Genomic DNA, 16,390 nt, shown 5'->3' on the forward strand with positions numbered 1-16,390 from the left:
AAGATTTAACTAAAGACCATGATGTAGTAATAACATTAGAAGATGGTATCTTAGATGGTGGATTTGGTGAAAAAATAACTAGATTCTATGGAGATAAAGAAATGAAGGTTCTAAACTATGGAGCAACTAAAGAATTTACAGATGGAACTCCTATAAATGAACTTTATGAAAGATATCACTTAAAACCTGAATTAATAGTTGAAGATATTAAAAGTTTAAGAAAATAGGAATTTTAAAAGAAAAAGTGCTTAAAGAAAATTAAAAAATAAAACCTGCCCTGAGTTTAGGGCAAGTTTTACTTTTGATAGGAAATTTTTAAATCAATGAGAGAGATTGAGAGATTAAGTATTAGAAGATAGAATAGAAAACTATAAACTATGGTATAATTTAAAATAAAGATACTAGGCAGGTGAGAAAGATGAAGTTAATAATTTATCATGGAAGTGATAAGAAAATAGATAATCCAAGATATGATGGTGGGAGAAAATTTAGTGATTTTGGAATTGGTTTTTATGCAACTACGAATATTGAAATGGCAAAAAGCTGGTCAACGAGAAAGGTAGATAAAGAAGCTTTAGTAAATAAATATATATTAAATACTGAGAGGCTAGAATCATTAACTTTTGATTTAGATATTAATTGGATATTATTTATTGCTTATAATAGAGGGCTTATTGATAATGAGGAGCTTAGAAAATATTTAGAAGAAAAGTACAAGGATTTAAATAAATATGATGTAATACTTGGACCTACAGCAGATGATAGAATGTTTGATACGATGAATATGTTTTTTGAAAATACAATAACACTGGATCATTGTATTCAATCTTTAAACTCTATGGATTTAGATATTCAATATAATTTAAGAAGTAAAAAAGCTATTGAAGCTATAAAATTTATTGAAAGTATAGAGCTTGATGATGTAGACAAAGAGTATTATTCAAGTGAAATAAAATTAAAAAAATCAATAATGAAAGAGAAAATGAAATTCATTAGAAAAAAATATGGTAATGTAGGGAAATATTTTGATGAACTAGGAAAGGAGGATGCAGTTGAAGGAAACAGTTATAGCTTGTAGACATTTAGGAAGGTTCTTTAAGGCATCTGTTGAATATAATTTAGAACCTATTGATTTTTTATTAAAAGCTTTAGAAAGTAATTATAAAATAGGAATAGAAGAATATAGAGGACAATGGTACTCACAAAGTCCATATTATTATATGGAAGAGTTTTTAGAAGAAAATAATGTAAAGAAAATAGAGTATAAAAAAGAAGATAAAGAGTATGAGAAAGAAAGAATGTACTGGCTTGGATACTGCATGCAAGATTGGAGTAATAGAACTATATTAAAAGGAAAAGATATAAGTAAGTTATGGGGAAGAGATGGTATAGAACAAGTATATTCACATTATAAAATATATCATACGGTAGATTCTTTATATGTATTAGAAGATAGTATTGAAATGAATAATATAAAAATAAATTTTGAAGAGATTTTAGTTAAGTAAAGCTATAAGACGAGATAAGTTCTTATAGCTTTTATTACTTTTGAATGTAGTAAAAGTCTATTGTAAATTCAAAATATAAATGGTATAATTTGTAATTAAAAATAAGGGAACGAGGGGGGAAATTTATGATGAAGAAATTTATAAAGTATTATAAGCCGTATAAAAGGCTATTTATACTTGATTTACTTGCAGCTTTTATAGTTGCATTATGTGATTTAGCTTATCCTATGATAAGTAGAAGCATTATTGATGAAGTTGTTCCAAATAAGGATACAAGAATGCTTGTAGTATTTGGAATAACTTTATTTTTAATATTTGTAGTTAAGATGGGACTTAACTATTTTATGCAATATTATGGTCATATTTTAGGAGTTAATATGCAAGGAGATATGAGAGAAGAGGTTTTCTCACACCTTCAAAAGCTTCCAAATTCTTATTTCAGTGATAATAAGATTGGTGTAATTATGTCAAGAATAATAAATGATTTAATGGAAGTTTCAGAGCTTGCACATCATGGACCAGAGGATATTTTTATATCAGTTATTCTTTTAGTAGGGTCATTCTTTATATTAATTGGAATAAATTTAGAGCTTACTTTAATAATCTTTTGCATACTTCCATTTGTATTATTATTTGCAATAATGAAAAGAAAAAAGATGAGTGAAAAGTTTTTAGAATCAAGAGTAGCTGTTGGAGATGTTAATGCTAGCTTAGAAAATAGTATTTCGGGAGTACGTGTAACTAAGGCTTTTTGCAATTATGATACTGAAATGGAGAAGTTTAAAACCGAAAATAATGTATTTAAAAAAGCAAGAAATGAAGCCTTAAAGGCTATGTCTGTATTCTTTTCAGGAATACTTTTTGGAATTGATATTTTAGAGCTTGTAGTTTTAATAATTGGAGGATATTTTACTTATATAGGAAAGATATCTTTAGGTGATTTTGCAGCCTACCTTTTATATGTGAAAATGTTTATACAACCAATTAAAAAGCTAGTGAATTTTACAGAGCAGTTTGAACTTGGAAAAACAGGCTTTGTAAGATTTATGGAAATAATGGAGATTGAAGAAGAAAAAGAAGTGGAAAATCCAAAAGAGCTTAAAAATGTAAAAGGCCATATAAAAATAGAAAATGTATCTTTTACTTATGAAGATAAAAAGAAGGTTTTAGATAATTTAAGCTTAGATATAGAAAAAGGAAAAACTATAGCCTTAGTTGGACCTTCAGGTGGAGGAAAAACTACACTTTGTAATTTAATACCAAGATTCTTTGACTATGATAAGGGCTCTATAAAAATTGATGATGTAGATATAAAAGAAGTATCATTAGAATCTTTAAGAAAAAATATAGGAATAGTTGCACAAGATGTATTTTTATTTACAGGAACAATAAAGGAAAATATCTTAGTTGGAAAAGGAAAAGCAAGTGATGAAGAAGTGATAGAGGCTTGTAAAAAAGCTAGAATTCATGATTTTATAACCAGTCTTGAGGAAGGATATGAAACCTTTATAGGAGAAAGAGGTGTTAAATTATCAGGAGGACAAAAGCAAAGAATTTCAATAGCAAGAATTTTTCTTAAAAACCCACCAATAATAATTTTAGATGAAGCAACCTCTGCACTTGATAATGTAACGGAAAGAGAAATTCAAGAATCCTTAGAAGAGTTAAGCAAGGATAGAACAAATTTAATAGTAGCTCATAGATTAACAACTATTAAAAATGCAGATGAAATAATTGTCTTAAGTGAAAATGGAATTGAAGAAAGAGGAACTCACAAGGAACTTCTAATGAAAGAAGGAATTTATAAAACTCTTCATGGAGAAAACTAAAATTAATATCATAAAAAATAAAAAAGAATACATTGATAGAAAGAATTTTAATGGGAGTGGAACATTCGTGTATAATTTAATAATTTATGATAGCAAATATGGAAGTACAGAAAAGATAGTCCATATTTTAGAAAAAATAATAGGATATTCTAAAAGTATAAAGCCAAAGGATTTTAAAGAAGAATACAAAGATATTTATGATAACTTTATATTCATCTCTCCAGTATATATAGAAAGGCTATTACCATCTATAGAAAAGTTTGTAGATGAAAATGAAGCATGGCTCAAGAAAAAGAAAGTATATGCTTGTGCTATAAATATGATAGGAGAAAAAGGGCTTAGTTACTTAGATAGAATGGAAGAAAAATTAAAGGGAGCCTTTGTGATGAAGGCTTCTTTGTATGGAGAAATAAAAGAAAAAGAACTATCAGAAAAAGATTATAAGGGATTAAAATTTTTTTGTGAAAAAATAAGTGCAAAGCTAGGACTTAATATACCATTTGGAGATTTAAACCTTTATAATGAAAAATCAGTTGTAGAAATTGGTTTAGAAATAAAAAGGCAAATTGAACTAAGAAGAAAGGTTTTAGATAAAAATATAGTAGCAGAAATAATTTTTGATTTTATAGAGAAAAAGCATATGTGTGTCTTATCAACAGGGGACGGAAAATCTCAAAGAGCAACGCCTTTAGAATATATATTTTATAAAGGGAATTTATACTTTATTTCAGAAGGTGGCGTAAAATTTGCAAATCTTTATAAAAATAAAAATGCAGGGATAGCTATATACAATGATTTTGAAGGCTTTAATAAGCTTTGTGGTTTGCAGATAGATGGAGAAATTGAAGAGGTAGAATTTAAAGGGGAAGAATACTTTGAAATAATAAAAAAACGTAGGATAAGTAAAGAAATGCTTGAAAAGCTAGAAGTAAATTTATATGTAATGAAATTTAAAATTAAAAGGATAGAGGCTATAAATCAGAGGTTTAAAGAATTAGGTGGATGTTATAGGCAGACATTAAAAATAAAGGTATAATAGAATGAGAATTTTACTAAAGGCTGTTTTAAAATTACAGCCTTTTTTTAGAAAGAAGGAAAGTGAAAATGCCAGTATATAGATTAGATGAAAGAGAAATATCTTTTCCTATGCCTGAAATGGCAGAAGAAGATGGGCTTTTAGCAGTTGGAGGAGATTTATCAGCGGAGAGACTTATCTTAGCTTATGAAAATGGAATTTTTCCATGGTTTAATGAAGATGAGCCTATACTTTGGTGGTGCCCTAAGGAAAGATATATTATAAGACCAGAAAATATTAGAATATCAAAATCTATGAGAAGAGTCTTAAATAAAAAAGATTTTACTGTTAATGTAAATAAAGATTTTGAAGGTGTAATATCAGCATGTAAGGAACTTCGTGAAAAAGCAGAGGGAACTTGGATAACAGAAGAAATGAAGGAAGCTTATATAAATTTACATAAAAAAGGTTTTGCTTTAAGTGTAGAAGTTCTAAAAGAAGGAAAGTTAGTTGGTGGAATTTATGGAGTTGTAATCCATAAATGCTTCTTTGGTGAAAGTATGTTTTCAAAAATTCCAAATGGCTCTAAGATAGCTTTAATATATTTAGCAAAAATATTAGAAGAAAATAAATTTAAGTTTATAGATTGTCAGTTCCATACAGATCATTTAGAAAGTATGGGGGGAGAATATGTAAGTTTTAAAGAATATAAAAAAATGATAGGTGAGTAAAAAGATAAATTATGACATTTATCTTTTTTTTTGCACAAAAATAGAGGTGATTTTATACAATATATTATAAAAAGCTAAGGAGGAAATTAATATGGCTTATCCAATTTCAATTCCAGATTTAACATTTGCAGAGTCAGTTGATTTAATAGTTGTATCAGAAGCAAGTCTTCTTCAAGATTTAAATCAAATTCTTTGTAATGATTTTGTTACACCAATACTTGCAGACACAACAACTAGTGCAGCAGATAGATTAAGTTTAATGAGTCAAGTTTTAAACAGTATTTCTTGTAAGGAATGTTCTATGGCTAAAGTAGTTAATTCATTATCAAGTCTTATAGTAGTAGATAAAAATATAGCAACAGGTGTAAATGAAAGTCAGACTGGTACAAGTTGTTCAGCTTGTGGCAAATAAATTATAAAGGAGTGATTTTAAAATGGCATATCCAGTAGTACCAACTACAATTACAGATAGTACATCTATTCAAGCAATTGTTGAAGCAGAAGCAGGAATATTAGATTGTATGGCAAAATATTTTGGAGATACGACAAATGGGGTTGTGGCACTTATAACTGCACAAACAACGCCAGCTGGAAAATTAGATTTATTAAATTCAATATTACCAGCATATGCAAGCAAGGAAGCTTCAGCAGCAGCTTTAATTACAGCAGCAGCTAAAAAGTATGCAGCAGACAAGAATATAAATCCATGTAGCATAAATTGTTAAAATAAAGAGTAAAAGGCTAATTTTTTTAGCCTTTTTAAATATAAAAAGGAGGAAGGTTAGATGAGATGTAGGTGTAATGATATGTATGATTCTTTAAGTTCAATGATTGAATCAGAAAAAAATATAACAAGAGCAATAGAAAAGATTGTAGATTGTAATATATTAAATTCTATAGCACAAATTAAAGATCCAGTATTAAAAACAAATCTATTTAATTCTTTAATGTGCAATTTGAATACAAGGCTTTGTAATATAAGAAAGTTAATAGACTCAGTAAAATGCTTTCCTAAAATAGTGTGTTTAGATAAATTTTTTGATGACAGTTGTTGTAATGAAAGAAAGATAAACCATTATGCAAGTATCATATATAATCCAGTAGGAATAGATGATAATTTAGTTTTACTTGGAAAGCTTAAGGTTAGATGTATACCATATTACTTATTTTATAATAAAAAGGCTAAAAAATATTTCTTGATTGATACTAAAAATCATATTTTAAGATAAGGGGAAATGAAATATGCCAAGTACAATAACAGGAACAATTTTTAATGATATTAATAAAAATGGTGTTTTAAATGCTGGAGAGCCAGGAATATCAGGTGTACGTGTAGTATTATATTTAAATGGGATTTGTATACAAGGAAACACAAATGGAAGTGGAGTATATACCTTTTCAAATATTACAATACCAGGAACATATAGAGTTTATGAAACAGTAACAACAACTAATGCATCATGTCCACCAACAATATTTACGCAACCAAATGGTTTTAATTATTCAAACACACCAAGGTTTAAAGCTATATCAATAACACAAGCTCAAATAAACAGTAATACATCTTTTGGAGGAAATAACTTTGGACATAGCATAGGTGAAAATCAGTTTGTATGTGATTTTGTTGCATATCAAGTAGCAGATAGTCCATCAAACCTTTATAAAATAAATCTTGTAACAGGGAATACAGTTAATTTAGGAAGTTTATCAAATACTATTACCTTTAATGCAGCAGGATACAATCCAAAAGATAATTTTGGATATATTATGGATAATAATATTTTATATAGAATTCAAAGTGATAAAACAATGACACAGATAGGTATTGTAAATAATCTACCTAATGCAGGATACAATGTAGGAGCTATATCACCAGATGGGTATATGTATATAGTTGCAGCAAATGGGAGTAGATACTATGTAATAGATTTATCAGATCAGAATAAAGCGACTTATGGACAATTAGTTGACCCTGTTAATTTTAATCTTGAAACAAGTAATTTTGGAACTGCAATAGGAACACCTAATTTTGTAGACTGGACATATAATACAGATAATTTTTTATATGCAATTTCAGGAAGTAACTTAGTTAGAATTAATCCAAGGACTGGAGCTAAAGTAAATTTCCCTTTATCAGGAGTTCCAGGAGGTGGATATGGGGCGGCTTTTTCAGATGGTGATGGAAATCTTTATTTTATAAATAATGGAACAGGGAATGTATATAGAATAAAAACTCCGATAGTAGGTGGAGTAGCTATAGGAAGTTTTTTTTCAGAAGCACAGATATCTAACTTTAATGATGGATTTAGTTGCTCACTTGCTAAATTATTAATAGATTTTGGAGACGCTCCAAATACAAGTAATATTTTTAAAAAGAATAATTACAGAACTCTTCTAGAGAATAATGGACCAAGACATGCGATTTTTAGCACTATTAAAATTGGAAATAGTGAAACTAGTGAACAAGATGGACTTCAAAACAGTACAGCAACAGGAGATGTAGATGATGGGGTAACCCTTCCATTAAATCCGATTTGTACTTTAGATAAGACATATACATTTACAATAAGTGTATTCAATAATACTGGAAGTGTAGCTAAGCTTTACAGTTGGATAGATTTAAATAATGATGGAATTTTTGAAGGAAATGAATCTTATACCGTAACTGTAGCTAGCAGTACATTACCACAAGTAAAAGTGATAAATTATAATGTTCCATATGGAACAAAGCTAAAAGAAGGGTATACCTTTATAAGAACAAGATTAACAACAGATACATTAGCAAATAGCAATACAGGAGACTTAACAAAAGAGGATACAAGGTCTTACGGTCCAGCAAGTGATGGGGAAGTAGAGGATTATTTAATAAATATATGCAAAACAACAGTTCCATCAACCTGCACTTGTCCTATACCTACTTGTGAAGGGGGAAGTTGTACAGAATATGAAATGTTAATAACACCAATAAGTACACCAATAAGTGGACAATATGGACCATTTTCAGTAAGTCCGTCTGTAACTTATACAGTATCATCAATCCCAGAAGGGGGAGTTGTAAATTTAAATTCATCAACAGGAAGCTTTAATTATTCACCATACTATGATTATGTAGGGATAGATAGATTTGAAATAAAGGCTAGTAATTATACATCCTTTGAGCAGAAGAAAAACTATGAGGTTTTAGTTATAGGAACAAAGGTATTAATAGATAAATATAATATTTTAAATAATAACAATATGTTTTGTACAGATTCACCACCATGTACAGTTGGATGTAATTGTTTTGACTGCACAACATGTACAGAAACAGTTTGTGATTGTAGTACAACCTGTACCTATAGTTGCAAATAAAAGCTTAATATTTTATAAATAATGTAATGAAAATGTTATAAAATACACATTATATGTTAATATTAATTTAAGAAATAAGAAAAATTTTAAAGGTGGTGATTTAGATTAGTAAAAATAATAAGCTACCCTTTTTAAATATAATGAGAGAAAGCTTAGAGAATTTTAAAGTTAATTTAGGACAAGTAGTAATATTTGAAATGGCATATAGAATATTAACTATGTTTATACTAATCCCTATAAATTATTTTATATTAGAATATTTTATAAAAAATACAGGGGTAGATGTAATAAGCAATAAAGAAATTTTAAAATTTAGCTTAACTAAGGAAGGAATATTTTGTATAGGAATATTACTTATAATTTCATTTTTAATGGTCTTTTTTGAGATAGGAGCATTAACATATATAGGGGTAAAATCCCATAGAAAAGAAAAGGTAAAGCTTTTAGAAGGGGTAGTAAATAGCTTCAACATTTTAAAAGATACAATAGGCTTTAGCATAATACCACTTATAATAATAGTTGGTTTTGTAGGACCATGGTTTAGTATGGGAATGTGCAGCTCTCTTATAAAAGAATTTACAATACCACCTTTTGTAACAATAGAATTAAGTAAAACTTTAGGTGGAAAAATATTATATGGAATAATTATAGTTGTATTAATATTGTTATTACTAAGATGGATTTTAGCAATTCCTACAATAGCAATTGAAAAGGTTCGTGGGAAAAAAGCACTTAAAAAAAGTTATAAAATGTATAAGAAAAATAGAATTGGACTTTTAAGTTCTATAATATTTTGGGAAATTGGAATAGGAATTTTAAGAGGACTTTTATTTGGAGGAATAACTCTGTTTGGAATAGTTATAGGAAATATGCTAGGAGATACAACCTTTAAAGCAAAAGTATTTTTAATTTTTATGATAACAATTTTTACAGTGATTTATGTAATAGTAAGCTTATTATATACAGGATTATTTACTCAATTTTTAATATCAATTTATTATAGATTAAGAAGTGAAGATTGTATTGAAAGAAAGTTTATAGAAAAAGTAAATTACAATGAGAAAAAAGCATATACAAGAATAGAAAAAATAAAAAGAATAATCCCTGTAATTATAGTAATTTTATTTGCAGGAGTAACTATCTATAATCTTAATAGTGTAAATATAAGGGGAAAGATAAACAAAGAAGTTGAAATTACAGCTCATAGAGGTTCAAGTAATGCTCCAGAAAATACAATGGCAGCGGTAAAAGAGGCGGTAAAAGAAGGGGCAGATTATGCAGAAATAGATGTAATGACAACAAAAGATAATGAAGTTGTTCTTTTCCATGATAAAACATTAAAAAGAATAGACGGAACAAATAGAAAAATAAAAGAAATGGATTTAGATGAAGTCTCAGAAGTAGATGCGGGCTCATACTATAGCAATGCATATAAAGGAGAAAAAATTCCAACACTTGAAGAAATATTAAAAGAAAGTAAAGGGAAAATAAAATTAAACATAGAACTAAAACCAATGAAAGATAATGATAAATTAGTAGAAGAAGTTGTAGAGTTAATAAAAAAATACAACATGGAAGATGATGTAGTAATATCATCAATAGATTATAAATCCTTAGAAGAAACAGAAAGGCTAGCACCAGAGTTAAAAACAGGCTTTGTACTTCTGGCAATGGCAGGAGATATAGGCTTATATAATGTGGACTTTGTAAGTGTAGAAAGCTCAAGAATATCACAAAGCTTAGTATATGCATTTAAAGCATTAGGAAAAGAAGTCCATGTATTCACAGTAAACAATGATAATCTAGCAGAAAAAATGATATATGATGGAGTAGACAACATCATAACAGACAAAGTGCAGGCAATAAAAAATACAATAGAAGATATGAAAAAAGAAAAGAAAAAAGATTATGTAACAATGTACTATGATGGTATATTGAATATAACAAAATACTTAAATATTTAAGATGAAGAATATGAGAAGTCCATAGAAGTAAAAACTATGGACTTTTTGTAATACATAAAAACAATATATAGTAAAATATGGTAAGGGGGTGGTATTTATATTTAATATAAATTATTTTAGATTAAATTTTAATATTGAATTTTTAGAAAAAAGTAAATTAAATGAGTTTAAAGGTTCGGCAATAAGAGGAATTATTGGGGAAGGGCTTTTAGAAAATAATTGTATAAAGAATGATAGAAACTGTGAAAATTGCATTTGTCATGAAGACTGTATAGTAAAAAATGTTTTATATAAAAAGTATAAAGCAGATATTTCATTTATAGGAGAAAAAGAAGGGGCAGTGTTTACAAGTATATGTGATGATAAAAAAGAAGTATATATGAAAGATGATGAGTTGAAATTTACAATAATTTTATTTGGAAGTGGAAGTGCATATATAAAGCAAATAATAAAAGGAATAGAAGTAGTTGGAAAAGCAAAGGGAATGGAAAAAAATAAATATAAATTAAAATGGGTTAAAAATTATAAAAATGAAAGCATATATGAAAATGGAAAAATAGAAAATGAGAATATAAAAAAAGAAAATCTAAAGGAATATATAAAGAAAAGGCTTCAAATAGATGATGAACTAGAGTATATAAATATAATGTCAAATATTAGATTTAAAAAGAATAAGAAAATTTCAGATGATTTAAATGAGGAAGATTTAATTAAATTAATTAAAAGAAGGCTTATAGCACTTAATGCCTTTGAAGGAAAATTAGTTGAAGGTTTTGATGAAGTAGAGATAAAGATTAAATCAAAAAATATTAATTGGAATTCATCGAATAGGTACTCAATGAGGAAGAAAGAACTTTTAAATACTGGTGGAATAAAGGGTATATTAGAAATTGAGAATTTGAATTATAAAGCAAAAGAACTGTTGATAGCAGGAGAAGTTATTAACGTTGGAAAAATGACATCTATGGGACTTGGAAACTATATCTTGTATTAATAAAAGATAGAAAGAGGATAGAGATAAGAAAAGTAAAAGGAATAAAAATTCAAAAAAAAGTATAGTTATAAATAAAAAAGAATTAAAAGCTATGAAGTTAAAAGTAATATAGAAGGGAATGAGCTATTTATGAGTTATATGGTCTTAATAGGAATAGAAAAAAAGGAAGATTTTATTTTTAAGAATAATGAATTAGATGCAAGTATAGGAGCTTCAAAAATAATAGAATATTTAATAGAAGAATTTTATGAGGAAATATCAAAAAAATATGAAGGTAGCACAATTATAAAAGAGAGAGAAAATATTATATTAGAATTTAAAAGTGAAGAAAAAGGGAAAAATTTCATTGAAGAAACAAGTGAGAAAATTTTAAGACAATTTGAGGGGATAGATTGTTACTTTGTAGCTACTCAGATTGATTATAAAAAAGATAATGCGGTAGAGACGGTAAGGGAGTTATATAGTTTATTAGATAAAAAGAAAAACTCAAAAAATACTAGACAAATTTCAATTGGGATTGAAGAAAATTGCCAGTTTACAGGCCTTCCAGCGACAGATAAAGTATCTAATAAATATGTAAGTCAGGAAGTGAAAATAAAGCTTGAAAGAGCAAAAGGAGCATATGGTAAATTTGAAGATTTTGAAGATTACTTTATGGATGGGCAAGATGAATTTAAAAAAAATAATAAATCCTATATGGCTGTTATCCGTATAGAGGGGAACAATATAGAGAATAGATTTAAAAAGATTTCTAAAAAATATAAGAAAGAGATAGAAAAAGATAGAGGAAATAATAAAAAATATATAAAAAATATAAATGAGTTAAGTGAACGAATAAAGGAAGTTTATGAGTTTGCATTTTTAAGTATTATAGATGAAAGAATTGATAATCTAAAAAAAGAAGAAAAAAATATAGGGATACGACCTATTATACTAGCTAGTGGTGAATTGATAATAATAACACGAGCTGATATAGGGATAGAAGTAACTAAAGAATTTATAAAAAAAATAAAAGAGGAAAAAGTAGAAATAGATGGAGAAGAGATAGAATTAAATGCAGTAGCAGGGATAGCCTTTGTAAAGGCGAGATATCCATTTTCAAAAGCATATAAGTTTGCAAAAGAGTTATGTGAAAACTGTAAAACAGAAATAAAAGAAAAGGGCATAGATACATCCTTAATTGACTGGCATATGGTTCAAGGAGAACAGGATAAGTCTTTATATGAAATAAGAAAAGAGTTATATAATCTAGGGGATTTAAAATTAAATATGAGACCATTGTATATAAATTCAAAAGATGATGAAGTAAGAAATTTAGAAACTTTAAATATTGTTTTTAGAAAAATAAAAAATAGTGAAACTGCAAGAAATAAAGTTAAAGGTGTAAGAGAAGCTATGAATTTAGGAAAGAAAGAGTTTGAAAAATATATATCAATTTATAGATTAGAAAAGTTTTTTGATATAAGAGGAAAACTAAAATCAAATAAGGTTTCAAGTATAGGATTATTTGAGGAAAATAAAAAAGCAACATCAATATTTTTTGATGCAATAGAGATAATGGATTTAATGTAAAAGGAGAATGAGAAATGAAGGAATATTCAATAAAAATAGAGTTTAAGTCAGAAGCTATATTAGGAAGTGGAAAATCAACACCAGGATATATAGATTTTGATATTGTATATGATGAATATGGACTACCTTATTTAAAAGGAAAAACCTTTAAAGGAAAGCTTAGAGAAGAGGGAGAAAATATTTCAAGACTTTTAAAAGAAGAATATCCAAAAGAGCTAGTAAATAATTTGTTTGGGTATAAAAAAGATGGTGGAGAAAGTAAGATATATTTTTCAGATTTCACAGTTGGAGAAAATTTGAAAAATGTAATAAAAAATGAAGTGTTAAATGGAAATATAGATTCAAAAGAAGTTTTAGAAGCTATGACAAATGTAAGAAACTTTACAGCAATTGATAAAGAGGGCGTAGCAAAAGACGGCTCATTAAGAAAAATAAGAGTTTTAAAAAAGGGGCTTGTATTGAACGGGAAAATTGAAGTAGATAAAGAGTTAACTGAAAAAGAAGAAGAACTTATAAGATTAGCATTAGGAACATTAAAGCATATTGGACTTATGGGAAACCGTGGTAAGGGTGAAATTGAATGTAGTATAAAAGGATTAAATTAGTATAGAAAAGGAGGTAAATTAAAGGTGGAAAAAATATATTTGAGGATTTTATGCAAAGAAGATATAAAGCTAACAACTGCATTGACACAAATAACAAATACAGAGAGTATAGATTATATTAGTGGAAGTGCTATTAGAGGAGCCTTTATAAAAAACTATTTAGAGCTAAAGGGTTTAGACTTAGATGAAGATAAAATAGGACAAGAGTTATTTTTAAATGGAAGTCTAGAGTTTAGAAATGGATATAAAGAGATTAATGGAAAAAGAAGCATGCCTACAGTAAAGGAACTTTATATAGAAAAAAAAGATGAGAATTTATATAAGGATGGTATTGAAGTAAGTTTAAAAAGTTCGGTGAATAAAAATGTAGAAGAAGAGTATGAAAAGTTTGAGTGCTCAAATTATTTAGATTGTTTTGAAGGCAATGTAAAAGGACTTGATGTAGAAAAAATATATAACCTTCATATAAATAAAGAAAGAAAAAAAATGTTTAGATATGAAGGGATTAAAAAAGGACAAGTATTCATATCAGAAATAATTTATGAAAAAGAAGAAGATAAAAAAGAAATTTTAAACATAATAAAAAATGGAAACTTTTATATTGGTGGCTCAAAAGGAAGCGGGTATGGAAAAGTTTTAATTGAAGAAGTAGAAATAAAAGAAGATGAAAAGAAAGCTATTGAAGAAGAAATGATAGTGTATCTAGCATCAGATTGTATTTTTATTGATGAGTATGGACAAGTTATAAATTATATTTTAGAAAAAGAACTAAAAGAAAGTCTAGATTTAGAGGAAGTAACTTTAGTTAAAAAAGAATGTGAGGAAACTTTAATAGGAGGCTTTAATAACAAACTTGGTGTTAAACTACCACAATATTATGGATTAAAAAAAGGAAGTATTTTAGTTTATAAAATAAGAGGAAGTTTAAAGGAAGAAAAACTAAAAGAATTTGAAAATAAAGGTATAGGATTAAGAGTAATAGAAGGCTTTGGAGAAGTTAAGATATTAGAAAGCTTAGATATAGAAAAAATTAAAAAGAATATAGTAGAAGAAAAAGTAGAAGACAAAAAAATAAAACTTTCTAGTGATGAAGAAGAAATGCTTCAAAACATAGTAAATAAAATCTCTATAAGCAAAATAAGAAAGAAAATAGTTGAAAAAACTTTAGAAAACTATAAAAGAGATAAAGCTGAAGTAAATAAAAATCAAATTGGAAAAATCCTTACTAAAATAAAAAATGTAAAGATAAAAGATAACGGGGAAGAAAATAAAAAATCAGAAATAATTGCATCAATAAAAGCGTATTTAAAACATTTAAAACCAGAAGAAAAAAGAGTTAAGGATGCATACAATCAGTTAAAAAGCCTTAAAATTGATGGGACAGATTCTATTGAATTTATCAAGAGAGAAATCAATAAGAAAGATTTAAGAGAAGACTACGGGATAAAGGATTTTAATTTAAATGGAGTAAAGTGCAATTTAAATGAGGAAGAATTATTTGAGTTTAAGCTTTTAGAATTAGAATCAGTATTTAGATATATATTGAGAAAAGAGGTAGAGTAATGGGGTTAAAAGGTAATAAAATAGTATCATTTTTTAGAATAGATTTAGAAAGCATAGGACCTTTTAAAATAGCTGATGATGAAGAGATTTTAGTTGATGATAACAACAATTCATATGTTCCAGGCTCAAGTGTTGGAGGAGCTTTAAGAAACTTTACAGAAGAAGAGTATGGAGAAAATATAGCTACATTACTTTTTGGAAAAGAAAAAGAAAGCAAAATCATAGTTTTTGATAGTGTTATAGAAAATTCAAAAATAGTGTATAGACCTGGTATAAGAATTGGTGAAGATGGTTTAGTAGAAGAGGGAGCATACTTTATACGAGATTATGTAGAAGATGGTGCAAAGCTTAAAATAAATCTTAAAGTATTTTCAGAAAATGAAGAAGAAAATGAAGAATTTAAAAAAATAATAGGAAAAATAGTACGAGGAATAGACAAAGAAATAATAAGATTTGGAATGAACAAAACAAATGGTGCTGGAATTTTCAAAGTAGAAAAAGCAGAAATTTTAGAATTAAATTTAGAAAAAAAAGAAGATTTAATAAAATATATAAATTTAGATAAAGAAAAGGATGAATTTGAAAAGTTTAAATATAAAAAAGAAATTGAAGTAAATAAAAATTATATCTTTACATTTAAGGGAAGATGTAAGACACCAATTCTAATAAGTGCAATAGGGGAACTTGATTTTAATAAGGCAGATAAAATGAATATAAGAAATTCAAAAATGCCTATAATACCAGGTTCATCAATAAAGGGAGCTATAAAAAATAAATTTGAAAAAATAGCAAAAATGCTAAATGAAGAAAAGCTTATCCTTGAAGCTTTTGGTGGAATGGATAAGAAAAATAATAAAAGTGGAAGAATATTCTTTAGTGATATAGAACTTGAAGGTGCAAATGTAGAAAAAATTCAAACAAGAATTAAAATAGATAGATTAACAGGTGGTGCAAGAAATAGTGCATTAATAGAAGAAATACCTGTTAAAGGAGAAGTAGCTTTTAAAATAATATACAAAAAGACTGGAGAAGAAAAGAAAGATAAAAAAATAGTAGAGATACTATTATATACAATAAAGGATTTAGCAGAAGGTAAAATCCAGCTTGGAAGTGGAAAATCTATAGGAAGAGGTTACTTAGAAGGAGACACTATAAAGATAGAAACAGGAAACTTAAAAGCAACTATGGATATAAAAAATAAAAATATAGAAAATAAAGATGAATTAAAAGAAATGATTTCTATTAAAGGGTGATAGAT

At 27.1% G+C, this 16,390-nt stretch carries 15 protein-coding genes and 1 pseudogene; all 16 read left to right on the plus strand.

All coding sequences use genetic code 11. From position 1 onward, the window contains the following. Positions 1–227: pseudogene (locus ACRC28_RS05365) on the plus strand (1-deoxy-D-xylulose-5-phosphate synthase); the annotation flags it as partial. A 191-nt stretch (positions 228–418) separates the two neighbouring features. Next, the gene (locus ACRC28_RS05370) at positions 419–1,078 is read left to right on the plus strand and encodes a DUF3990 domain-containing protein (RefSeq protein WP_438542421.1); all 660 of its coding nucleotides are present in this window, start codon (positions 419–421) and stop codon (positions 1,076–1,078) included. Continuing rightward, complete coding sequence (locus tag ACRC28_RS05375) at positions 1,053–1,508, plus strand: hypothetical protein (protein WP_438542422.1); 456 nt, start codon at positions 1,053–1,055, stop codon at positions 1,506–1,508. The genes ACRC28_RS05370 and ACRC28_RS05375 overlap by 26 nt, the downstream gene beginning before the upstream one ends. Positions 1,509–1,633: 125 nt before the next feature. Then, positions 1,634–3,337 carry an ABC transporter ATP-binding protein gene (locus ACRC28_RS05380; RefSeq protein WP_438542423.1) on the plus strand — a complete coding sequence of 568 codons (1,704 nt, stop codon included), beginning with the start codon at positions 1,634–1,636 and terminating at the stop codon, positions 3,335–3,337. Next, positions 3,324–4,373: a flavodoxin domain-containing protein gene (locus tag ACRC28_RS05385; protein WP_438542424.1), complete on the plus strand. Its 1,050-nt coding sequence runs from the start codon at positions 3,324–3,326 to the stop codon at positions 4,371–4,373. The genes ACRC28_RS05380 and ACRC28_RS05385 overlap by 14 nt, the downstream gene beginning before the upstream one ends. Before the next feature lie 68 nt (positions 4,374–4,441). Then, a complete protein-coding gene (aat, locus tag ACRC28_RS05390; protein WP_438542425.1) occupies positions 4,442–5,083 on the plus strand; it encodes a leucyl/phenylalanyl-tRNA--protein transferase in 642 nt (213 codons plus the stop codon). 91 nt (positions 5,084–5,174) lie between these two features. Further along, the gene (locus ACRC28_RS05395; protein ID WP_438542426.1) at positions 5,175–5,495 is read left to right on the plus strand and encodes a hypothetical protein; all 321 of its coding nucleotides are present in this window, start codon (positions 5,175–5,177) and stop codon (positions 5,493–5,495) included. Between the two features lie 22 nt (positions 5,496–5,517). Then, positions 5,518–5,808, plus strand: coding sequence for a hypothetical protein (locus tag ACRC28_RS05400; RefSeq protein WP_438542427.1), 291 nt, complete (start codon positions 5,518–5,520; stop codon positions 5,806–5,808). Between the two features lie 60 nt (positions 5,809–5,868). After that, positions 5,869–6,312, plus strand: a complete 444-nt coding sequence (locus ACRC28_RS05405) for a hypothetical protein (protein ID WP_438542428.1) — start codon at positions 5,869–5,871, stop codon at positions 6,310–6,312. A gap of 13 nt (positions 6,313–6,325) precedes the next feature. Then, complete coding sequence (locus ACRC28_RS05410; protein WP_438542429.1) at positions 6,326–8,434, plus strand: DUF6923 family protein; 2,109 nt, start codon at positions 6,326–6,328, stop codon at positions 8,432–8,434. Positions 8,435–8,574: 140 nt separating this feature from the next. Then, complete coding sequence (locus tag ACRC28_RS05415) at positions 8,575–10,398, plus strand: glycerophosphoryl diester phosphodiesterase membrane domain-containing protein (protein ID WP_438542430.1); 1,824 nt, start codon at positions 8,575–8,577, stop codon at positions 10,396–10,398. A gap of 88 nt (positions 10,399–10,486) precedes the next feature. Continuing rightward, complete coding sequence (gene cas6 / locus ACRC28_RS05420; RefSeq protein ID WP_438542431.1) at positions 10,487–11,392, plus strand: CRISPR system precrRNA processing endoribonuclease RAMP protein Cas6; 906 nt, start codon at positions 10,487–10,489, stop codon at positions 11,390–11,392. A 129-nt stretch (positions 11,393–11,521) separates the two neighbouring features. Further along, positions 11,522–12,964 (plus strand): hypothetical protein, encoded by a 1,443-nt coding sequence (locus tag ACRC28_RS05425; RefSeq protein WP_438542432.1) that lies wholly within the window; start codon positions 11,522–11,524, stop codon positions 12,962–12,964. Positions 12,965–12,978: 14 nt separating this feature from the next. After that, a complete protein-coding gene (locus ACRC28_RS05430; RefSeq protein ID WP_438542433.1) occupies positions 12,979–13,569 on the plus strand; it encodes an RAMP superfamily CRISPR-associated protein in 591 nt (196 codons plus the stop codon). A 24-nt stretch (positions 13,570–13,593) separates the two neighbouring features. Continuing rightward, positions 13,594–15,132, plus strand: a complete 1,539-nt coding sequence (locus ACRC28_RS05435) for an RAMP superfamily CRISPR-associated protein (protein WP_438542434.1) — start codon at positions 13,594–13,596, stop codon at positions 15,130–15,132. Next, positions 15,132–16,385 carry an RAMP superfamily CRISPR-associated protein gene (locus ACRC28_RS05440; protein ID WP_438542435.1) on the plus strand — a complete coding sequence of 418 codons (1,254 nt, stop codon included), beginning with the start codon at positions 15,132–15,134 and terminating at the stop codon, positions 16,383–16,385. The genes ACRC28_RS05435 and ACRC28_RS05440 overlap by 1 nt, the downstream gene beginning before the upstream one ends. The last annotated feature ends 5 nt before the right edge of the window (positions 16,386–16,390 follow it).

The organism is Clostridium sp., assembly GCF_051650885.1.
GTDB lineage: Bacteria > Bacillota > Clostridia > Clostridiales > Clostridiaceae > Clostridium.